This window comes from Pseudomonas sp. PSKL.D1 (genome assembly GCF_028898945.1).
Lineage (GTDB): Bacteria > Pseudomonadota > Gammaproteobacteria > Pseudomonadales > Pseudomonadaceae > Aquipseudomonas.
On sequence record NZ_CP118607.1, the window covers coordinates 574,797 to 596,016 of the forward strand.

At 60.9% G+C, this 21,220-nt stretch carries 15 protein-coding genes; 10 read left to right on the plus strand and 5 right to left on the minus strand.

The genetic code is table 11. The annotated features are described in order from the left end of the window. Positions 1-22: 22 nt before the first annotated feature. The 4 genes from PVV54_RS02400 to putA all read right to left on the minus strand — a co-directional run bounded on the left by PVV54_RS02400 (position 23) and on the right by putA (position 6,938). Complete coding sequence (locus PVV54_RS02400) at positions 23-1,825, minus strand: acyl-CoA dehydrogenase (RefSeq protein WP_274908430.1); 1,803 nt, start codon at positions 1,823-1,825, stop codon at positions 23-25. Between the two features lie 129 nt (positions 1,826-1,954). Beyond that, positions 1,955-2,557 (minus strand): hypothetical protein, encoded by a 603-nt coding sequence (locus tag PVV54_RS02405; RefSeq protein ID WP_274908431.1) that lies wholly within the window; start codon positions 2,555-2,557, stop codon positions 1,955-1,957. Then, complete coding sequence (locus PVV54_RS02410) at positions 2,558-2,731, minus strand: hypothetical protein (protein ID WP_274908432.1); 174 nt, start codon at positions 2,729-2,731, stop codon at positions 2,558-2,560. 253 nt (positions 2,732-2,984) lie between these two features. Continuing rightward, positions 2,985-6,938: a trifunctional transcriptional regulator/proline dehydrogenase/L-glutamate gamma-semialdehyde dehydrogenase gene (gene putA, locus PVV54_RS02415; protein WP_274908433.1), complete on the minus strand. Its 3,954-nt coding sequence runs from the start codon at positions 6,936-6,938 to the stop codon at positions 2,985-2,987. Positions 6,939-7,296: 358 nt separating this feature from the next. On the opposite strand from putA, the gene putP reads away from it, so the two are divergent. The 8 genes from putP (at position 7,297) to PVV54_RS02455 (ending at position 16,968) form a co-directional block, all read left to right on the plus strand. Then, entirely contained in the window at positions 7,297-8,775 is a 1,479-nt protein-coding gene (gene putP / locus PVV54_RS02420) for a sodium/proline symporter PutP (protein ID WP_274908434.1), read from the plus strand. A gap of 107 nt (positions 8,776-8,882) precedes the next feature. Beyond that, complete coding sequence (locus tag PVV54_RS02425; RefSeq protein ID WP_274908435.1) at positions 8,883-9,719, plus strand: 23S rRNA (adenine(2030)-N(6))-methyltransferase RlmJ; 837 nt, start codon at positions 8,883-8,885, stop codon at positions 9,717-9,719. Between the two features lie 249 nt (positions 9,720-9,968). Further along, entirely contained in the window at positions 9,969-11,726 is a 1,758-nt protein-coding gene (locus PVV54_RS02430) for a carbamoyltransferase family protein (protein ID WP_274908436.1), read from the plus strand. After that, the gene (locus PVV54_RS02435; RefSeq protein ID WP_274908437.1) at positions 11,710-12,840 is read left to right on the plus strand and encodes a glycosyltransferase; all 1,131 of its coding nucleotides are present in this window, start codon (positions 11,710-11,712) and stop codon (positions 12,838-12,840) included. Before PVV54_RS02430 ends, PVV54_RS02435 begins: the two co-directional genes overlap by 17 nt. After that, entirely contained in the window at positions 12,840-13,736 is an 897-nt protein-coding gene (locus PVV54_RS02440; RefSeq protein ID WP_274908438.1) for an antimicrobial resistance protein Mig-14, read from the plus strand. Before PVV54_RS02435 ends, PVV54_RS02440 begins: the two co-directional genes overlap by 1 nt. Continuing rightward, positions 13,733-15,136 carry a PIG-L deacetylase family protein gene (locus tag PVV54_RS02445; RefSeq protein ID WP_274910375.1) on the plus strand — a complete coding sequence of 468 codons (1,404 nt, stop codon included), beginning with the start codon at positions 13,733-13,735 and terminating at the stop codon, positions 15,134-15,136. Before PVV54_RS02440 ends, PVV54_RS02445 begins: the two co-directional genes overlap by 4 nt. Positions 15,137-15,177: 41 nt before the next feature. Next, positions 15,178-16,134, plus strand: a complete 957-nt coding sequence (locus PVV54_RS02450) for a glycosyltransferase family protein (RefSeq protein ID WP_274908439.1) — start codon at positions 15,178-15,180, stop codon at positions 16,132-16,134. A 60-nt stretch (positions 16,135-16,194) separates the two neighbouring features. Then, positions 16,195-16,968, plus strand: a complete 774-nt coding sequence (locus PVV54_RS02455; RefSeq protein ID WP_274908440.1) for a glycosyltransferase family 2 protein — start codon at positions 16,195-16,197, stop codon at positions 16,966-16,968. 39 nt (positions 16,969-17,007) lie between these two features. On the opposite strand, the gene PVV54_RS02460 is transcribed toward PVV54_RS02455, so the two are convergent. After that, positions 17,008-17,613, minus strand: a complete 606-nt coding sequence (locus PVV54_RS02460) for a toluene tolerance protein (protein ID WP_274908441.1) — start codon at positions 17,611-17,613, stop codon at positions 17,008-17,010. A gap of 173 nt (positions 17,614-17,786) precedes the next feature. On the opposite strand from PVV54_RS02460, the gene msbA reads away from it, so the two are divergent. Together msbA and hldE are read left to right on the plus strand one after the other, a co-directional pair. Further along, positions 17,787-19,595: a lipid A export permease/ATP-binding protein MsbA gene (msbA, locus tag PVV54_RS02465; protein WP_274910376.1), complete on the plus strand. Its 1,809-nt coding sequence runs from the start codon at positions 17,787-17,789 to the stop codon at positions 19,593-19,595. Between the two features lie 129 nt (positions 19,596-19,724). After that, entirely contained in the window at positions 19,725-21,146 is a 1,422-nt protein-coding gene (gene hldE / locus PVV54_RS02470) for a bifunctional D-glycero-beta-D-manno-heptose-7-phosphate kinase/D-glycero-beta-D-manno-heptose 1-phosphate adenylyltransferase HldE (RefSeq protein WP_274908442.1), read from the plus strand. Positions 21,147-21,220 lie beyond the last annotated feature (74 nt).

Consider the following 21,220-nt stretch of genomic DNA (forward strand, 5'->3'; position numbering starts at 1 on the left):
TCCGTGTGCACGGTGGCTCCCCCTAGAACCACGCGTCTTGCATCGCCAGGCAAGTGTCGTCGCGTGCCTCCAGCAATGCCAGGTCATTATGGCAGGGTGGTACTTCCCACGTCAGGAAATAGCGCGCGGCTTGTAGCTTGCCGAGGTAGAAGTCACGGTCGGCAGCGTTGCCCTTGAGTAGGCCGAGTTCCGCGTGAACGGCCTGCTCCAGCCACCGCCAGCCGATTACGCAGTGGCCGAAGGCTTTCAGGTAAAGGGCAGAGTTGGCCAGTGCACCGGCGACTTTGCCTTGGGCCAGGTCGCCGAGTAGTGCAAGGGTCACGTTTTGCAGGCGATTGACCAGTTGCTCCAGCGGCTGGCGCAGGGCGTCCAGGTTGGGGTGATGGCTGGCGCGTTCGGCGGTGCCGGCGATCAGGCGGATCAGTTGCTTTAGGCCGGCGCCGTTGTTCTGCGCCAGCTTGCGGCCCAGCAAGTCTAGCGACTGGATGCCCTCGGTGCCTTCGTGGATCGGGTTCAGGCGGTTGTCGCGGTAGTACTGCTCGACCGGGTATTCGCGAGTGTAGCCGTGGCCGCCAAGTATCTGGATCGCCAGTTCGTTGGCTTTGAGGCAGTAGGCGGAAGGCCAGGATTTGACGATGGGGGTAAGCAGGTCGAGTAGCTCCTGAGCCTGCTTGCGTGCACTCTCTTCAGAGGCCGTCTGGGTTTCGTCGAACAGGCGCGCGGCGTACAGACCCAGGTCAAAGGCGCCTTCCACGTAAGCCTTCTGTGTCAGCAGCATGCGTTTCACATCGGTGTGCTGGACGATAGGCACGGCCGGGCTTTGCGGGTCTTTGCTGTCAGGCAGCCGACCCTGCGGGCGCTGGCGCGCATACTCCAGCGAGTAGAGGTAGCCCGCGTAACCGAGCATTACCGCACCCATGCCCACGCCGATGCGGGCTTCGTTCATCATCTGGAACATGCAGGCCAGGCCCTGGTGCGGCTGGCCGACCAAGTAGCCGACGCACTCGCCATTGTCGCCAAAGTTCAGTGCCGTGGAGGTGGTGCCTCGCCAGCCCATTTTGTGGAACAGGCCAGCCAGCAGCACGTCGTTGCGCTTGCCTTTATTGCCGTCTTGATCGACCAGATATTTGGGCACGATGAACAGCGAAATGCCCTTCACCCCGGGCGGAGCATCGGGCAATTTGGCCAGCACCATGTGCACGATGTTTTCCGACAGTTCGTGGTCGCCGCCGGAGATGAAGATCTTGTTGCCCTTGATCCGGTAAGAGCCATCACCGGCAAGTTCGGCGCGGGTGCGGATGTCTGCCAGCGATGAGCCTGCGTGGGGTTCGGTCAACGCCATGGTGCCGAAGTAGCGCCCTTCGATCATCGGCTGCAGGAACAGGCGCTTCTGCTCGGCGGTGCCGAAGCTCTCGATCAGGTTGGCCGCGCCCATGGTCAGGAACGGGTAGGCCGTGGTGCCTGCGTTGGCGGCCTGGAAGTGAGCGAAGCAGGCCTGCGAAACCAGGCTGGGCAACTGCATGCCGCCTACGTCGAAATCCCGATTGGCGTTGAGGAAGCCGGCTTCGAGGAAGGCGTCGACGGCGGGTTTTACCTCTGGGATCAGCTCGGCTCGGCCGTCGACATAGCGCGGCTCGTTCTCGTCAGCCTTGCGGTTGTGCGGGGCGAACAGCTTTTCGGCGATGGTGCGGGCGGTGCCTAGCGCCGCATCGAAAGTTTCACGGCTGTGCTCGGCGAAGCGTGGGCGGTGGGTGAGGGCTTCGGCGTCGAGCACTTCGTAGAGCTCGAAGGCCAGGTTGCGGGGGCAGAGCAGGGTCTCGGGCATGGTGGCGGTCCTTGGACGGGCTTGGGGCGAGTCTAGGATTGGTGCGAGAGGGTGACTACCATGATTGATCTAGCTGATAAGGGAAGACAGGCAAAAAAATTGTATTCACACCCTTTGTTTGGTGAGGTGTCAATGTTGAAACAGTGAGCCATCCATTTTCAGCGGACGAAAGTATCCTTTGATATTGTTAATGTCCCTTACGCAGAGCTGGATGTGTGTTTCTTGTCGGAAGAAAGTGCCGGGGTAAAGCTCTGGCCCTTCAAGGAACGGAGAACGGACTGATTGGTAGGGTTCCAAACCAACAAGCTCTCGCGCTGAGTGAAGAGACTGGAATACGGCGCAGTCCAGAAAACGTTTAAGGTTATCCGTATCGCCAGGGAAACCGTTTCGGTTTTCCGGAAGCAAATCATTATTTTCCGCAAGTAATTGGTAAGCTTCCCCCAACTCCAATAAAGCACCTTCGTCAGTCAGATTGAGACAAAGGCCGGGATCAATTATTGCGCCCACCACAAAAGGATCTTTGATTGAGCCTTTGCCGCGTTTGTTTTCTTTTATGCGTTGGGCATAACTGAGCGCGCGGTCAGGGCTGTTTTCCCAAAAGTAAGCTCCCTCACCGAGCCAGTCATAGTCATTGACGCTGGGTGAAATCTGTTCACCAGCAAGGACAGCTTCCCCGACTTCACGATCACACCCGTGGAAAGCCAGGACGAATGAAGGAAGCAATTGGTACATCTATCGGTACGCTTCCTTGAGATCGCCCTGAGAATTGTACACCCCCGTCATCTCACGAAATGCCTTAGCCTCGGCAGGGTTGGCCGCCAGGATCTGGGCAAGCTGACGTATGCGCTTGGCTGCTTCGAAATGCGGATTTTCAGCTTTAGGCTTGTTGAGCGAGTTGGCCGTCATTATGACCTCCGGTAAGCGCGACTAGGTGGTGTCGACCCAAGCAAGTTTATAGGCAAGGTGTTGGCTTGTCTGCGTAATACGAGCGATTGGTGAGCATGCATATGATTGCAACTTGTGAGCGATTTATAGAGTTTTCTCTGCCATTTGTAGTCCATTTCCGAAACGTGTTCTCAATCATTTCAAGGCATTTCGGTGTCCTGAACTCCAATAAAAAAGGAGAGCCTGAGCTCTCCTTCTGCTGCAGCGCAGACTGTTAACCGATGGTCATCAAGCTGGCATTCCCGCCCGCCGCTGCGGTATTCACGCTTACCGCCCGCTCAATCACCAACCGCTCCAGCGCAATCTGATGATCCCCGCTGGACAGCCCATGCACACCAACAATCGCACCGGCACGCTTGGCCACCTGCTGGCACACGCCGCGCAGCTGGTCCGAATCGCCATGGTGGATCACGGCATCAAACGCCACTTCATCCTTATTCCAGTCCGCAACCAGCTTGACCTTGGCTTGCAGTTCCTTCGGCAGGCGGCCGCGCAGGGCCTTGCCAGGCTCGCCGTCAACCCACACCGCCGAGCTGCCCACGGCCAGTACTGCAGCAAACTGGGCCAGCAGGTCGGCTTCGTTGTCCGCCAGGCACAGCACGTGCTCACGCGGCAGAATGGTGTAGCTGTTGCGCTCGCCGGTTGGGCCGGGCAGCAGGCGGGCGATACCTGTTTGCGACTGGCCAGCGAACTGGGCGCACAGTGTGGCCAGGTCGGCTTGCTGGTTGCTCTCGGCCCACACCTTCAGGCTGTGCAGCGGCTTGACCAGTTGGTCATGCAGGGTGCGGTCTGGCTGGCCGGTGCCGTCCTGGCGCTCGAAGTGGCGGCCAATGGCGTCGGCCGGGCGGGTCGACAGCAGGCGGTAGAGGTACAGCGGGCCGCCGGCTTTCGGACCGGTGCCAGACAGGCCTTCACCACCGAACGGCTGCACGCCAACCACGGCACCGACGATGTTGCGGTTGACGTACATGTTGCCGGCGTTGGCGGTTTCCACCACTTTGGCGATGGTCTCGTCGATGCGGGTGTGCACGCCGAGGGTCAGGCCGTAACCGGAGTTGTTGATCTGCTCGATCAGCTGGTCGAGGTTGCGGCGGTTGTAGCGCACCACGTGCAATACCGGGCCGAAGATCTCGCGCTTGAGCTCATCGAAGCTCTCCAGTTCGATCAGGGTTGGCATCACGAAGGTGCCACGCTTGCATTCTTCAGCGTTGGCGATGGCTACTTGATAGACCGAGCGGCCTTTCTCGCGCATGCCCTGGATGTGTTTCTCGATGCCAGCCTTGGCTTCAGCGTCGATCACTGGGCCGATGTCCACGGCCAGGCGGTCCGGGTTGCCGAGGCGGCTCTCAGCCATGGCGCCCTTGAGCATTTCGATCACGCGGTCGGCGGAGTCTTCCTGCAGGCACAGCACGCGCAGGGCCGAGCAACGCTGGCCGGCGCTGTCGAAGGCCGAGGACACCACATCGATTACCACCTGCTCGGTCAAGGCTGAAGAGTCGACGATCATGGCGTTCTGGCCGCCGGTTTCAGCGATCAGCGGGATCGGGCGGCCCTGGTTGTCCAGGCGGCCGGCGACGTTGCGCTGCAGCAGGCGGGCAACTTCGGTAGAGCCGGTGAACATCACACCCTTGACGCGCTCGTCGCCTACCAGGCCGGCACCCACGGTTTCGCCGCGGCCCGGCAGCAGTTGCAGCACGCCTTCAGGGATACCGGCTTCCAGCAGCAGGCGCACGGCCTGGGCAGCAATCAGCGGGGTTTGTTCAGCCGGTTTGGCCAGTACCGGGTTACCGGCGGCCAGTGCAGCGGCCACCTGGCCGGTGAAGATCGCCAGCGGGAAGTTCCACGGGCTGATGCACACCACCGGGCCCAGTGGGCGGTGGGCGTCGTTGCTGAAGTCGTTGCGAGCCTGGACCGCGTAGTAGCGCAGGAAGTCCACGGCTTCACGTACTTCGGCGATGGCGTTGGCGAAGGTTTTGCCGGCTTCGCGGATCAGCAGGCCCATCAGCGGCTGGATTTCCGCCTCCATCAGGTCCGCAGTGCGCTCCAGGATGGCGGCACGCTCGGCTGGCGGCGTGGCCTGCCAGATCGGTGCAGCGTTAAGCGCGCACTGGATGGCGTTATCCACGTCGGCGACCGTGGCTTCCTGCACGTGGCCGACCACGTCGCGATGGTCCGACGGGTTCAGCACGGGGGCGGCAGCGCTTTCGCTGGTGGCGCAGGCCAGCAGCGGGGTGGCTTTCCAGTCATTGTGGGCGGTGGCCAGCATGGCGCAGGACAACGACGCCAGGCGGTGTTCGTTGGCCATGTCGATACCGGCCGAGTTGGCCCGCTCATTGCCGTACAGATCACGCGGCATCGGGATGCGCGGGTGCGGCAGGCCGATGCTGCCTTCCTGGGTGCCCATACGTTCGATGCTGGCGACCGGGTCGGCGACCAGTTCCTGAATGGAAATCGAGTGGTCTGCAATGCGGTTGACGAACGAGGTATTGGCGCCGTTTTCCAGCAGGCGGCGTACCAGGTAAGCCAGCAGTGTTTCGTGGGTGCCGACCGGTGCATAAACGCGGCACGGGCGGTTCAGCTTACCTTCGGAGACCTTGCCAACAACCTGCTCGTACAGCGGCTCGCCCATGCCGTGCAGGCACTGGAACTCGTACTGGCCCGGGTAATAGTTCTGGCCGGCAATATGGTAAATGGCCGACAGGGTGTGGGCGTTGTGGGTGGCGAATTGCGGGTAAATGGCTTCCGGTACGGCAAGCAGTTTACGGGCGCAGGCAACGTAGGAAACGTCGGTGTACACCTTGCGGGTATAAACCGGGTAGCCTTCCAGGCCTTCCACTTGGGCGCGCTTGATTTCGCTGTCCCAATAGGCGCCTTTTACCAGGCGAATCATCAGGCGGTGGCGGCTGCGCTTGGCCAGGTCGATGACGTAGTCGATCACGTACGGGCAGCGCTTCTGGTAGGCCTGGATAACAAAGCCAATACCGTTCCAGCCCGCCAGCGACGGCTCGAAGCACAGGCGCTCGAGCAGGTCGAGGGACAGCTCCAGGCGGTCGGCCTCTTCGGCGTCGATGTTCAGGCCGATGTCGTACTGCTTGGCCAGCAGGGTCAGCGACAACAGGCGCGGGTACAGCTCTTCCATCACGCGCTCGTACTGGGCGCGGCTGTAGCGCGGGTGCAGGGCCGACAGCTTGATGGAGATGCCCGGGCCTTCATAAATGCCGCGGCCGTGGGACGCTTTGCCGATCGAATGGATGGCCTGCTCGTAGGATGCAAGGTACTTCTGTGCGTCGTGCTCGGTGAGCGCTGCTTCACCCAGCATGTCGTAGGAATAGCGGAAGCCTTTGGACTCGAACTTGCTGGCGTTGGCCAGGGCCTCGGCGATGGTTTCGCCGGTGACGAACTGTTCGCCCATCAGGCGCATGGCCATGTCGACGCCCTTGCGGATCATCGGTTCGCCGCTTTTGCCGATGATGCGGGTGAGCGAGGAGGTGAGGCCGGATTCGTTGTGGGTCGAGACCAGCTTGCCGGTCAGCAGCAGGCCCCAGGTTGCAGCGTTGACGAACAGCGACGGGCTGTTGCCCAGGTGCGGTTGCCAGTTGCCGGTGCTGATCTTGTCGCGGATCAGCGCGTCACGGGTGCCTTTGTCCGGGATGCGCAGTAGGGCTTCGGCCAGGCACATCAGTGCCACGCCTTCCTGCGACGACAGCGAAAACTCCTGCAGCAGGCCCTGAACGATGCCGGCACGGCCGCCAGCGCTCTTCTGGTTACGCAGCTTTTCCGCGATGCCAGCGGCCAGCTTGTTGGTGGCCTCGGCCAGCGGAGCACTCAGGCGCGCCTGCTCCAGCAGCATCGGTACCATTTCCTGCTCGGGGCGACGGTAGGCGGCGGTGATTGCCGAGCGCAGTACTGACTGCGGCAGGATGCTTTCGGCGAACTCCAGGAAGCACTGGTGCGCGTGGTCTGGCTGCACGTCGCCAGCGTCATCGCCGCCATTGCCGGCATGACCGTTGAGTTCGGTCAGGGTGGCGCCACCCTCGAGCTTCTCCAGGTAGTTGAAGATCGCTTGCTTGATCAACCAGTGCGGCGTGCGGTCGATGGACTGCGCAGCTGCCTTGAGTCGCTCACGGGTAGGGTCGTCAAGTTTGACCCCAAGGGTGGTCGTCGCCATTTCTTATCCTCGTTATTGCCACGGTTGTGGCCTAAGCTGACGCCAAGAGTAATCTGTAGGGTAATTCGGGTGCAACCAGGTGCAACCCGATTTTTTCGAGGAAAAGGTGCAACTCGTCCGACGGTGAAAGCCACAGCGTTAAAAGGGGCGTTTATGGTGCGTTTTCTTCTGAAAAAAGCGGTTTATGCTCCTAAACGGAGCAAAAAAGTGGCTTTATCGGAAAATGCACGGGAAGGTGCAACTTGCAAATGAAAAATGGTTGCACCCACTTTGCGTTGTTGCATAGGATGCGCCGCCTGGGTGCAACCGTTCATGAAACGGTTGCGCATGAAATAAAAACAAACGCCAGGGCACACGCATGGGCAATCCACTAACGATCACTTTCGTGATCTACATCGCCGCAATGGTGCTGATCGGCTTCGCCGCCTATCGCTCCACCAAGAACCTTTCCGACTACATCCTGGGCGGTCGTAGCCTGGGTAGTGTGGTTACCGCACTCTCCGCTGGTGCTTCCGATATGAGCGGCTGGCTGTTGATGGGCCTGCCGGGTGCCATCTATGTTTCCGGCCTGTCCGAGGCCTGGATCGCCATCGGCCTGACGGTCGGCGCTTACCTGAACTGGCTGTTCGTTGCGGGCCGTCTGCGTGTTCAGACCGAATACAACGGCGATGCGCTGACCCTTCCGGATTACTTCTCCAGCCGTTTCGAAGACAACAGCGGGCTGCTGCGGATCATTTCGGCGATCGTCATCCTGGTGTTCTTCACCATTTATTGCGCCTCCGGCATCGTGGCCGGCGCCCGTCTGTTCGAAAGCACCTTCGACATGCCGTACGAGACGGCGCTGTGGGCCGGCGCTGCTGCCACCATCGCCTACACCTTTGTCGGCGGTTTCCTGGCGGTGAGCTGGACCGACACCGTGCAGGCGTCGCTGATGATCTTCGCGCTGATCCTCACCCCGATCATCGTGCTGATTTCCACCGGCGGTTTCGACACCACCTTCCTGGCCATCGAAGCGCAAAACCCTGCCAACTTCGACATGTTCCGTGGTGCTACCTTCATCGGTATCATTTCGCTGATGGGTTGGGGCCTGGGCTACTTCGGCCAGCCGCACATCCTTGCTCGCTTCATGGCTGCTGATTCGGTGAAGTCGATTGCCAATGCGCGTCGCATCTCCATGACCTGGATGATCCTGTGCCTGGCCGGTACCTGTGCCGTGGGCTTCTTCGGTATTGCATACTTCTCCGCGCACCCTGAAGTGGCAGGCCCGGTCACCGAGAACCACGAGCGTGTGTTCATTGAGCTGGCCAAGATCCTGTTCAACCCTTGGATTGCCGGTGTGCTGCTGTCGGCCATTCTGGCGGCAGTAATGAGCACCCTGAGCTGCCAGTTGCTGGTGTGCTCCAGTGCTCTGACCGAAGACTTCTATAAAGCCTTCCTGCGCAAGAACGCCTCTCAGGTCGAGCTGGTGTGGGTTGGTCGCCTGATGGTGCTGGCCGTTGCCCTGATCGCTATCGCCATGGCTGCAAACCCGGAAAACCGCGTGCTGGGCCTGGTGGCTTACGCCTGGGCTGGCTTTGGTGCCGCCTTCGGGCCGGTTGTGCTGATTTCGGTGCTGTGGAAGGGCATGACCCGTAATGGCGCGCTGGCCGGTATCGTGGTGGGTGCTCTGACGGTCATCCTGTGGAAGAGCTACGTGGGCCTGGGCCTGTACGAGATCATCCCGGGCTTCCTGTTCGCCAGCATCGCCATCGTTCTGGTGAGCAAGCTGGGCAGCCCGACTGGCAGCATGGTTTCGCGCTTTGAAACGGCTGATGCGGCGTACCACGCCGAGAAGTAAAAGCTCCTGATTCGGCGGTGCCTGTTTCGTCAGGCGCCGCCAATCGACCGCTGTACCTGACTCCGCCCGCAAGGCAAGGTAAACTTGCTGCCCCCGCAGGAGTTGCCATGAACTATCGTCACGCCTTCCACGCCGGCAACCACGCCGACGTCCTCAAGCATATCGTGCTGACCCGCCTCATCGCCCTGATGTCGCGCAAGGAGCAGCCGTTCGCCTACATTGATACCCACGCAGGCTTGGGCCTGTATGACCTGCAAGGCGATCAGGCAACTCGTACCGGCGAGTATCTTGAAGGTGTCGCCCGCCTGTGGGGCCGCGAAGACCTGCCGGCGATGGCCGCCGATTACATCCGCATCATCAAGCGCCTCAACGCGGACGGCGAGTTGCGCTATTACCCAGGCTCGCCAGAGTTGGCTCGCCGCCTAATGCGTCAACAGGACCGCGCGCTGCTCAACGAAAAGCACCCCGAAGACGGGCCGCTGCTCAAAGAAAACATGAAAAAAGACCCGCGCGTGGTGGTGCATCTGGGTGAAGGCTGGCACGTTCCGCGTGCTCTGCTGCCTGTGCCGGAAAAGCGCGCAATCATGTTGATCGACCCGCCTTTCGAGCAAGCCGACGAACTCAAGCGTTGCACCACGTCGATGAAGGAAGCGATCGGGCGCATGCGCCAGACCGTCGCGGCGATCTGGTACCCGATCAAGGATCAGCGCTCGCTGACCCGCTTTTATCAAGACCTGACCAGCACCGGCGCCCCCAAGCTCCTGCGGGTTGAGTTGTATGTGCACCATCAGGATAGCCCGCAGGGCCTGAATGGCTCTGGTCTAGCCATCGCCAACCCGCCGTGGGGGCTGGAGGACGAGCTCAAGGAGCTGCTGCCCTGGCTGGCCAAGGAGCTGGCGCAAACCGCTGGCAGCTTCCGCATGGACTGGCTGATCGCCGAATAACCTGCAGCGCTGAATGCCTGTGGGAGCGGCCTTGCCGGGGCGCCGGACCGATCGGAAAGGGGCGCAAAGCGGCCCCGAGGCTTGAGCAGGTTCACAAATTTCTGGGGGCGCTCTGCGCCCCGTTCGCGACGCAAGGCCGCTCCTACAAGGGCGGTGTGTCTGCGTTGTTTGAGTTATAATCCCGCCTTTTAGCCGCCACCCGCCCATGAGGCCGCTGGCGCATCTCTACCGAATGAAGAGGCTAGTCCCTTGGCATTGACGATTCTTGGCCTGTCCGGCGCCCTTAGCCATGACCCTTCCGCGGCCCTGTACATCGACGGCAAGCTGATTGCCGCCGCCGAAGAAGAGCGCTTCGTGCGTGACAAACACGCGAAAAACCGTATGCCCTACGAGTCGGCGAAGTTCTGCCTTGAGCAGGCTGGCATCAAGCCGTCCGACGTTGACGTGGTCGCCATCCCGTTCGCCCCGATCAGCCTGTTCGGCAAGGCACGCTGGCACTATGCCAAGCGTTACTGGTACGCCCCGGATCGCGCCCTGGATGCCATCCTGATGGGCAACCGCCGCTACAAGCGTTACCGCAAGAAGATCGTCTGGTGCCTGGAGCAACTGGGCTTCGACCCTAAAAAGGTCAAGATCGAACCGGTCGAGCACCACCTTGCACACGCTTCCAGCGCTTACCACTGCTCGGGTTTCAAAGAGAAAACCGCGATCCTCGGCATTGATGGCAAGGGCGAGTACGCCACCACCTTCTTCGGCTATGGCGAAAACGGCAAGATCCACAAAATCAAGGAATTCTTCGACCCGGACTCGTTGGGCGGCCTGTATGGCGCAATTACCGAATTCCTGGGCTTCGAGATGCTTGACGGCGAGTTCAAGGTCATGGGCATGGCGCCGTATGGCGATGCCAGCAAATATGACTTCTCGCGTCTGGCCAGCTTTGAGAACGGCGAGTTGGTGATCAACACCGAGTACGCCAACGTGATCGGCCTGCGCCGCTATAAAGAGAAGGGCAAAGGCTTCTATTTCTCGCCAAAGCTGATCGAATGGCTGGGGCCGAAGCGCGAAGGCGATATCGCCGACGAGCCGTACATCCACTATGCGGCCAGCATGCAGGCGCTGTTCGAAAAAATCGCCCTGCAAATGATCGACCATTATTTGGGCGACACCCTGCGTGAAACCGGCAAGCTGGCCTTCGCTGGCGGCTGCGCGCTGAACGTCAAGCTCAACCAGAAGATCATCGCCCGCTCCGATGTGAAGGAACTGTTCGTGCAGCCGGCCTCCGGTGACGCCGGTACCGCCGTCGGTGCCGCAGCCTACGTTTCTCACGCCCGTGGCGTGCCGGTCGAGAAGATGGAGCACGTTTACCTCGGCCCATCATATTCCAACGAAGATGTGATTGCGGCCTGCGCCCGTCACCCGAGCCAGCCAAAATGGCGCAAGCTCGAGAACATGCCGCAGCAAATCGCCAAGATCATGGTTGATGGCAACCCTGTGGCCTGGTTCCAGGGCCGCATGGAGTTTGGCCCGCGCGCACTGGGCGGCCGTTCGATCATTGGCTGCCCGAGCGTTGAAGGCGTGGCGGACCGCATCAACCACCAAATCAAGTTCCGCGAGCGCTGGAGACCTTTCTGCCCGTCGATGCTCGACACTGTCGCCCCGCAGATGATCAAGGTCGACCACCCGGCCCCATTCATGACATTCACCTTCGAAGTGGCTGAAGAGTGGAAAACCCGCGTGCCGGAAGTGGTCCATGAAGATGGTACTTCCCGTGCCCAGGTGCTCAAGCGCGAGTACAACCCGCGCTACTACGACATGATGAAGGCGCTGGAAGACCTGACCGGTAATGGCGTGTCGCTGAACACCTCGCTTAACCGCCGGGGTGAGCCGATGATTTGCTCGCCGACCGATGCGTTGAACATGTTCTTTGGCTCGGACCTGCAATACCTGATCATGGAAGACATCCTGGTCGTCAAGGACGGCGCTGCCCCGTATGACCAGCCGCTCTGAACCGCGCATCCTGCAGTTCTGCCATGGCTATGACGGGCCGTTTCTCGACTGCGCCCGTCAATACGCCAGCCTGTTTCAGGGCAGCGGCTACAAGGTCACCACGGTGTTCCTTACCGGCGCTGCCGACCCGCAGGTTACGGCAGGTTGTGCGTCGGACGAGGTGCTGTTTCTGGAATTCAGCTCCAAGGCTGTTCGTGGCCTGAAGCTGGGGGCGATCCGCGCGTTGCGGCGGATCGCGGCCGAACGCAATTTCAGCTTCTGCATCGCTCACCGTTTCAAGCCAATTTACGTGGCCTTGCTGGGCACTGGCTTGCCGGTGATCGGTGTGCACCATGCGTTTGGCGATTACCAGCGTAAAGGGCGGCGGCTGTTTGCCAACCTGTTCAGCAAGCGCCTGAGCCTGCTGGGCGTGTCGGATGCCGTGCGCGACGACATGCGCCGCTGCTTGCCAAATTGGCCTGCCGAACGTATCCAGACGCTGTACAACCGAATCGACATCGACGCACTGCAAGCCGCGCTCGTGCCGCGTGCCGAGGCGCGCCAGGCCCTGGGGCTGGACGCGCAGGCATGGGTTGTCGGCAATGTCGGCCGCTTGCACCCGGACAAAGACCAGGCCACCTTGCTGCGTGGCTTTGCCGAGGCGCTGCCAGGCTTGCCTGCCGGTGCCCGCCTGGCGGTAATGGGCAAGGGGCGCCTTGAGAGCAAGCTGAAGGCGCTGGCCGCCGAGCTGGGCATCGCCAGCCAAGTCGATTTTTTGGGCCAGGTGCCGGATGCACGCCGCTACTTCCAGGCATTCGACGTGTTTGCACTGAGCTCGGACCACGAACCGTTCGGCATGGTGCTGCTCGAAGCCATGGTGGCCGGTGTGCCAGTACTTGCAACGGCCTGCGGCGGTGCGCGCGAGGTGGTCGAGGGCGTTGGTGTGCTGTTTCCGCTGGGCGACGCTACACAGCTTGGTCAGGGGCTGAAGCACATGGCCAAGCTGGATGAGCAACAGCTCGAAGCATGCGCCGCACACATGTTGCAAAGGTTGCATGAGCGCTTTTCCGATCAGGCCGTACGCGACGCCTTCTGGCAGTTGCCGCAGGTTCGAACATTGGTGGGGCAGGCCTGATGCTTAACCACATTCAAGTGTTCCGTGAGCGCGGTTGGCAGGTCATTGACGACTTGGCCTATGCCGAGGCATGGGCACGCTTTGGTGGCAGTGTCGCTACTCATCCCCTGGTGGTCCGGCAACTGGCTGACCTCGCGCAAATCCCGGTACGTTATCTGGGCTGGTACCAGTCTGGAGAACTAAAGGCCGCCATCCCTACGTGGGGCCGCCATCTGGCTTTGTCCAAGGATGTGCTCAAGCGCGCAGGCAAAAAGGGGCTGTTCGACCTTGGCAATGCCGAGATCATCCTCCCGGCTGCAAGCGATGCCGCAGCACCGCTTCGCCACGCCGCACGGTACCTGTCGGAACTTAACCATGGCCGCTTCACTGGCCTGAAAGCGCAGCCCGAGCAGTTGGCGATGGCGCGCCCGCACGAGGACCTGTCGAAGAAATTCCGCTACAACCAGCGCCGCGAATTGCGCCTGCTGGAAGAGGCGGGGGGCGTGGTTCGCCCGATCAGCGACTTCAGTGCCAGCGAAATCGCGGTGATGTACAACGACTTGTTCCTGCGTCGCTGGGGCTTCCCTGCTACAGGCGGCGAGCGGATGGGCGATGTACTTGAGCGCTTGCGTGAGCTGTTGATCGGCTCGGTCCTGTTGATGGACGGCAAAGCCATTGCCATCCAGCTGGTGTACCGGGTCGAAGCGCCAGAGTGGGTCAGTGTTGAATACATAAATGGCGGCGTCGACCCTGAAACCAAGGCCTTCAGCCCTGGCAGCGTGCTGAGCTTCCTCAACACCCAGGCTGCCTGGGAAGATGCCAACGCCCGTGGCAAACCTTTGCGCTTCTCGTTCGGCCGCGCCGACCGCGAGTACAAGGACCGCTGGTGCAACCCCGTGCCGGTGTATCAGGCGTGAGCCGCAAGCAGCAGTTGCTCAAGCGCCACCGGCGCAACAAGCGCCTGGGCCTGCTTGCTGGCCTGTTGGCGCTTGTCGCGCTGGGGGTGTTCACGTGGTGGTGGCTACCGCTGGTGCTTGTGCCGTTGCTTTGGGCGGCGCATGAAGCGTGGTTCGCCGACCACCTCTTCTATGCACCAAGCGAGGATTATGCCTATCGCTTTGGTGAGCAGACCCGCGAAGTGCCGGTTGCCCTGAGCAATGGGCAGCTCAACGCCGATGTGGCGTTGCAGGGAGATGAAACCCTCATCCTCGAAGTCCGGGTAAAAAGCAATTGGCTTGGGCGCTTCCTGGACCCTGCGGTCGAACTGGGAGCGGCGGGGCTGAATGACCGGCAAACGTTCGAGCGCGGGGTTGATGGTGTTCGCTTTCTTAACCTGACCGGGCTCGCCGCACCGCTACAAGCAGGCATCCTGCGCCTGCGTGGGTGCCATTGTCGATTACTGGGCAACCCCCGTTTGTGGATAACCCCATCTGTCGAGCTGCAGCGTCGGCGGGTGATGGTCGTTGCGCCTCATGCAGATGATGCCGAACTGGCGGCTTATGGCCTGTACAGCCAGGCTGACGAAACCTGGGTGGTCACCTTGACCGCGGGTGAGATCGAGGCAGAGCATTATCAGCAGATGGGGCTGGGCAAGGCAGAGGCAGCGCGCCTCAAGGGCCGGCTGCGTGCCTGGGACAGCATCGCCGTGCCGCGTTGGGCCGGCGTGCCGGAATCGCGATGCGTGCAGCTGGGCTACTTCTGCCTGCAGTTGCCAGCCATGCAGGCTACGCCCAATGAGCCTGCAGCTTCCCGTGAAGCTGACATGGCCGATATCCGCCCGTTCCGCCAGTTCAATCCGTTCCCGCTGCCTGGCGATGTTGACGGCGCGCCTACCTGGAAAAACCTCCAGGCAGATTTGCGCGCGCTGTTGGCCATGGCCAAGCCGCAAGTGCTGGTAATGCCACACCCGCAACTCGACCCGCACCCCGACCACATTTGTGCCCAGGCTGCGGTGCTGGAAGCGTTGCAAGGTCTGGAGTGGCAGCCTGAGACACTGCTGTGCTACGCCAACCACCTGCATGACAACGACCGTTGGCCGATGGGCGACAGCGGTGACGGTGTCGCGTTGCCACCACAAATAGAGGCAGAACACGCCTGGGAACCTTGTGCCCTGGTGCTGGACAAAGCTACCCAGTGTGACAAGGCGATGGCCTTGGGCATGATGCACGACTTGCAGCCACCGGCCCCGTTCAAGCGCCGTTTGCGCCGGTTGTTGCAACGCTGGCTGGCTGGGCGCCGCCCTTCGCCCTACGGCGAGAACGAGTTTTTCCGCAAGGCCGTGCGCCGGCATGAGCTGTTCTGGCGCCGAGATCTGTGAACATGGTTGACCGCGAAGGCGCCGAGCGCCCAAGGAATGCAATGAAAGTCCTATTTCTGGTGCAGAAGGAGCAGCGAGCGATCCTCGATCGCCTGTACGACGGCGTCGCGGCCAACTGCGAGTGTGACCTGCGCTGGCTGACCAGTGACGATCAGCGCAACCTGCGCCGCTACTTCAAGCGTGAAGTGCAGGTTGAGCGCTACGACCGCATCGTGTTCTTTTTGCGCTTCAAGCAAGAGATCCGCCAGGCGGCGTTTATCCGTACGGTGCCGAACCTGGTCATCCTCGAGCATGACGCCTACCAGAACTACATCCCTTGCAAATACACCGGCAAGTTCAGCGCCCATTACCGGCAATTGCCGTGGGCACGGGTGATCAGCTCGGGTTACATGGTCAGCGAGCGCCTGCGCCAGGAAGGTTTTGATGCGGTGTTTGTGCCCAAGGGCTATGACGAGCAACTCTTGGCCGACCAAGGCCGCGAGCGCGACATCGAACTGGCTTTTGTCGGCAGTACCAACAGCGTTGCCTACAGCGGGCGCAAGGCGCTGCTCGATGAATTGGGGCGGGTAGAGAATCTGGTGGTGACCCGCACCAAATCCGGTGAGGACTACTGCAACACGCTCAACCGTATTCGTTTTTTCGTCAGTGCCGACGTTGGCATGGGCGAGTACATGATCAAGAACTTCGAGGCCATGGCTTGTGGCTGTGTGCTGTTGGCGTACGACCAGGGCGAGGAAGAAAACCGCGCACTGGGCCTGCAGGACATGCACAACGTGGTGCTCTACGACACTATCCCGACCTTGCAGGCCAAACTGCGTGCTCTAAGGGCAGACCCGGCCCTGGCAGCAAGCATTGCTGAAAATGGGCGCCACTTGGCGGTTTCCCGCTTCAGCTTCGGTGAAGTTGGCCGTAGCATCGTCGATCACATGCGCCCGGCATTAAGGCCGCACCCACCGCTGTCTGCATGGCAGCGGTTGCGGTTGTCGCTGGGTTTTTAATTTCTGGAACGCCCGCCTTCAAGAGGCGGGCGTCTGTTGTCGCAATGCGGAGGGAGTCCGGTGCGCTTTTCTCAAGATAGTGATGTCACGGTAGTCGTGACCAGCTGTGGCCGATTCGATCTGCTCAAAGAAACCCTTGAAAGCTTCGATCGCTACAACACCGCGCCCATACGCGAAGTTTTCATTACCGAAGACTCCGGTGACGATGCCGTGCACGCTGCTGTGCCCGAGCACTGGAAGCCGCATTGCAAGGTGTTCGTCAACCGCCCCAAGCTGGGACAATTGCCGTCCATTGACTTGGCCTACAGCCATGTCAAAACCCCTTACATCTTCCACTGCGAAGACGACTGGCGCTTCTATCGCCAGCACTTCGTCGAGGATTCAAAGGCGGTATTGGCCGAAAGCCCCGATGTGCTGCAGGTGTGGCTGCGCAGCCATGCCCATGACCTGGCAATCCACAGCCCCTACATCCACCTGGGCGAACGTCAGGTCATCGCAGGCGTGCCTTGCTACCCGCTGTTGTCCGAAAAGGCAGAATGGCAGGCCTTTTCACTCAACCCCGGCCTGCGTCGTTTGAGCGACTATCAGCGCTGCGCGCCATTTGCAGCGTATTCGGGTGAAAAAGCGCTTTCCCGCCGTTATGCAGAACTCAACATGACAGCGGTGACGCTGGAAGGCGATGCAGTGTTGCACACGGGGTTCGGCAGCCATGTCACCCTGCCTGAAGAAGTTCAGCGCAAGGCCAAGCGGCGCCAGCGCGATCGGGTGAAGCTGGTACTGACGCTGGTTGTGGGGGCCTTGGTCGGCATGGGCCTGTCCATGTTCGTGCATTGAAAGCACGGCAGGTTGGCAAGCCTGCCGTGTCGTTGAAACTCAGCGTGCCAGCAGGGCCGCTTCGAAGTCTTTCAGGGGGAACCGGTCGCCCAGGTTCTCCCGCTCGATGTAGCGCACCATGTGCTGCACGTTGCGCCTGACCATGCGTGCCGAAAGTGGCGGGCGCAGGAAGCGCATGTCGGCCACGTCGATCAACCCCAGGCGCTGGTCAGGGGTCACCACCACATTGCCCAGGTGCAGCGAGCGGAAGTAAACGCCGCTGCGATGCAACTGCCGGATCAATTCGATCAGGCGCGGCAGGTAAACGTCCCAGCTGAACCCTTCGTCACGCGACATTTGCAGCAGCGTCCGCCCGGGCAGCGGGCTGTACAGCACTGCCGTCCTGCCGGGAACATCAAGCTTGTGCTGGCTGATTACCTCAAGCGTGGGAATCCCCAATTGCGCCAGGCGCGCGGCATTGTCGACGAAACGCTGCGAGTAGGGGCGCAGCAGCGCAGATGAAATCAGCCGTTTGCGACGAAAGACCTTGAGGAAATTCCCATCCGCCAGCAGATAGACTTTGGCACCGTGGCTGTCGGCCTCCAAAATCTGGGCGCCAAGCGTCAACTGTTCGAAGTCGACCTGGGTGAGCCGAGAAGATTGCATGAAATTAGCCTTGTCGTCTGGCAAGCAAAAGGACCGGCAATAATGCCGAAAATTGTGCTGTAGCACCATGACGGTATTTTAATCGTGCACGGGCGCCCATGTTGCCATGGGGGCGTGCCGAAAATGACGCCTGTGGTAAAATTTCCGGTTCAACCTGAACAGCGAGCTCAATGATGGCCGAAACACCGCTACCGGCGGAGCACACCTCCAGCCTGAAGATCTATTTCCGGCTGCTGAGTTATGTGAAACCCTATGTCGGCATTTTCCTGCTGAGCATCATTGGTTTCGTGATCTTTGCCTCTACCCAACCCATGCTGGCCGGGATCCTCAAATATTTTGTCGATGGCCTGAGCAACCCCGAAGCGGTGTTGTTCCCAACCGTGCCCTACCTGCGCGACCTGCAGTTGCTGCAGGCGGTACCGCTGCTGATCATTCTGATCGCGGCGTGGCAAGGGCTTGGGTCGTTCCTCGGCAACTACTTCCTGGCCAAGGTTTCCTTGTGCCTTGTGCATGATCTGCGGGTGGAGTTGTTCAACAAACTGCTGGTGCTGCCCAATCGCTACTTTGACAACCACAACTCCGGGCACCTGATTTCGCGCATCACCTTCAACGTGACCATGGTCACCGGTGCTGCCACTGATGCGATCAAGGTGGTCATCCGTGAAGGCCTGACGGTGGTCTTCCTGTTCGCCTACCTGCTGTGGATGAACTGGCACCTGACCCTGGTGATGGTTGCCATCCTGCCGGTCATTGCCGTGATGGTGAGTGTTGCCAGCAAGAAATTCCGCAAGCAGAGCAAGAAAATCCAGGTGGCCATGGGCGATGTAACCCATGTTGCTTCCGAAACCATCCAGGGTTATCGCGTGGTTCGCAGCTTCGGCGGCGAGGCTTACGAGGAGCAGCGCTTCGGTCGTGCCAGCCAAAGCAACACCGACAAGCAATTGCGCATGACCAAGACCGGCTCGCTGTACACGCCGCTGCTGCAGTTGGTGATCTACAGCGCCATGGCGGCACTGATGTTTCTGGTGCTGTTCCTGCGTGGCGACTCTACTGCCGGTGACCTGGTGGCCTACATCACGGCCGCGGGCTTGCTGCCCAAGCCGATTCGCCAGTTGTCGGAAGTCAGCTCGACCATCCAGAAAGGCCTTGCCGGTGCAGAAAGCATCTTCGAGCAACTGGACGAGCAGGCCGAGGTGGACACCGGTACCGTTGAAAAAGAGCGTGTGGAAGGCCGCCTTGAAGTGCGCAACCTGAGCTTCACCTACCCAGGTACTGACCGCGAAGTGCTGAGCGATATCAGCTTCGTCGCCGAACCTGGGCAGATGATTGCCCTGGTCGGGCGTTCGGGCAGTGGCAAGTCGACCCTGGCCGCGCTGATTCCGCGCTTCTACCACCACAATGAAGGGCAGATTCTGCTCGATGGCGTAGAGATCGAGAACTACCGCCTGCGCAACCTTCGTCGGCATGTGTCGCAGGTGACCCAGCACGTGACCCTGTTCAACGATACCGTTGCCAATAACATTGCTTACGGTGACCTGGCCGGTGCTCCGCGTGCGGACATCGAAGCGGCTGCCGCCGACGCCTACGCCAAGGAGTTCGTCGACAAGCTGCCAAAAGGCTTCGACACCGATGTGGGTGAAAACGGCGTGCTGCTTTCCGGTGGCCAGCGTCAGCGCCTGGCAATTGCGCGAGCGCTACTGAAAAACGCACCGCTGCTGATCCTCGACGAGGCGACTTCGGCGCTGGATACCGAGTCCGAGCGCCATATCCAGGCCGCACTGGACCACGTCATGGAAGGCCGTACCACATTGGTGATCGCTCACCGTCTGTCGACCATCGAGAAGGCTGACCAGATTCTGGTCATGGATCAAGGCCGCCTGGTGGAGCGCGGCACGCATGCCGAGCTGTTGGTAGCCAATGGCCATTATGCCCGCCTGCATGCCATGGGGCTGGACGAACCGGCCAAGGCCGACATCACCTGACACACTTGATCGGGGCCTTCACGGCCCCGATTGTCACTGGAATTTTCCAGGGCCCGATCTGGCCGTAAAGCCGTCGCCCACCCTGTGCTAATATCCTGCCCCTGTTCATTATTTGCATATGGGTTGCCCATGAAGTTGTCCATGCCGCGTTTCGATCAAGCCCCGGTATTGGTGGTCGGCGATGTCATGCTCGACCGCTACTGGCATGGTGGTACTTCGCGTATTTCGCCGGAAGCGCCGGTGCCGGTAGTCAAGGTCGATCAGATCGAGGACCGTCCGGGCGGTGCGGCCAACGTGGCCTTGAACATCGCCGCGTTGGGCGCACCGGCGTCATTGATCGGCGTCACTGGTCAGGACGAGGCTGCCGACAGCCTTGCCAACAGCCTGCAGGCCGCAGGTGTGCGCTCGGTGTTCCAGCGCATTGCCCACCAACCGACCATCGTCAAGCTGCGTGTCATGAGCCGCCACCAGCAATTGTTGCGCATCGACTTCGAAGAACCGTTCGCCACCGACCCGCTTTCGTTGGGTGCGGAGGTCGACAACCTGCTCGAAGGTGTCAAAGTGCTGGTCCTGTCCGACTATGGCAAGGGCGCACTGCGCAATCATCAGAGCCTGATCGAGGCTGCACGGGGCAAAGGTATTCCGGTGTTGGCCGACCCCAAGGGTAAGGACTTCTCCATCTACCGCGGCGCCAGCCTGATTACTCCGAACCTGAGCGAGTTCGAAGCCATAGTCGGCCGCTGCGCAGATGAGGCCGAGTTGGTTGCCAAAGGTTTGCAGTTGCTGCACGACCTGGACCTGGGGGCGCTGCTGGTGACCCGTGGCGAGCACGGCATGACCCTGCTGCGCACAGGCCAGCCCGCGCTGCACCTGCCGGCCCGCGCCCGCGAAGTCTTCGACGTGACCGGTGCGGGTGATACTGTGATTTCCACCCTGGCAGCTGCCATTGCTGCGGGTGAGGACTTGCCCCACGCAGTGGCCTTGGCCAACCTTGCCGCGGGCATTGTGGTTGGCAAGCTGGGTACGGCTGCCATCAGTGCGCCCGAGCTGCGCCGTGCTATCCAGCGTGAGGAAGGCTCCGAGCGCGGTGTGCTGGGCCTGGAGCAGCTGTTGCTGGCGATCGACGATGCGCGTGCGCACAACGAGACGATCGTTTTTACCAACGGTTGCTTCGACATTTTGCATGCGGGGCATGTGACCTACCTGGAGCAGGCGCGTGCTCAGGGTGATCGCCTTATCGTTGCGGTCAACGATGACGCCTCGGTCAGCCGCCTCAAGGGGCCGGGCCGCCCGATCAACAGTGTTGACCGGCGCATGGCCGTGCTGGCTGGCCTGGGGGCGGTGGACTGGGTAATCAGCTTCCCTGAAGGCACGCCGGAAAACCTGCTTGGCCAGGTGAAGCCTGATGTGCTGGTTAAAGGTGGTGACTATGGCATCGACCAGGTGGTGGGTGCCGATATCGTCAAGGCTTATGGCGGAACCGTGAAAGTGCTGGGGTTGGTTGAGAACAGCTCGACTACAGCGATTGTCGAGAAAATTCGTAAGCACTGACATCGTTTGGGGCCGCTTTGCGGCCCATCGCGGCTAAAGCCGCTCCTACAGGCGTATGTAATCCCTGTAGGGGC

Excerpts from the sequence above, each read along its gene's own strand:
- putP (WP_274908434.1), top strand. The coding sequence starts at position 7,297 with ATGGGCAATCCACTAACGATCACTTTCGTGATCTACATCGCCGCAATG.
- PVV54_RS02440 (WP_274908438.1), top strand. The coding sequence starts at position 12,840 with ATGCTTAACCACATTCAAGTGTTCCGTGAGCGCGGTTGGCAGGTCATT.
- PVV54_RS02460 (WP_274908441.1), bottom strand. The coding sequence starts at position 17,613 with ATGCAATCTTCTCGGCTCACCCAGGTCGACTTCGAACAGTTGACGCTT.
- hldE (WP_274908442.1), top strand. The coding sequence starts at position 19,725 with ATGAAGTTGTCCATGCCGCGTTTCGATCAAGCCCCGGTATTGGTGGTC.
- PVV54_RS02450 (WP_274908439.1), top strand. The coding sequence starts at position 15,178 with ATGAAAGTCCTATTTCTGGTGCAGAAGGAGCAGCGAGCGATCCTCGAT.
- msbA (WP_274910376.1), top strand. The coding sequence starts at position 17,787 with ATGGCCGAAACACCGCTACCGGCGGAGCACACCTCCAGCCTGAAGATC.
- PVV54_RS02435 (WP_274908437.1), top strand. The coding sequence starts at position 11,710 with ATGACCAGCCGCTCTGAACCGCGCATCCTGCAGTTCTGCCATGGCTAT.
- putA (WP_274908433.1), bottom strand. The coding sequence starts at position 6,938 with ATGGCGACGACCACCCTTGGGGTCAAACTTGACGACCCTACCCGTGAG.
- PVV54_RS02400 (WP_274908430.1), bottom strand. The coding sequence starts at position 1,825 with ATGCCCGAGACCCTGCTCTGCCCCCGCAACCTGGCCTTCGAGCTCTAC.
- PVV54_RS02405 (WP_274908431.1), bottom strand. The coding sequence starts at position 2,557 with ATGTACCAATTGCTTCCTTCATTCGTCCTGGCTTTCCACGGGTGTGAT.
- PVV54_RS02410 (WP_274908432.1), bottom strand. The coding sequence starts at position 2,731 with ATGACGGCCAACTCGCTCAACAAGCCTAAAGCTGAAAATCCGCATTTC.
- PVV54_RS02425 (WP_274908435.1), top strand. The coding sequence starts at position 8,883 with ATGAACTATCGTCACGCCTTCCACGCCGGCAACCACGCCGACGTCCTC.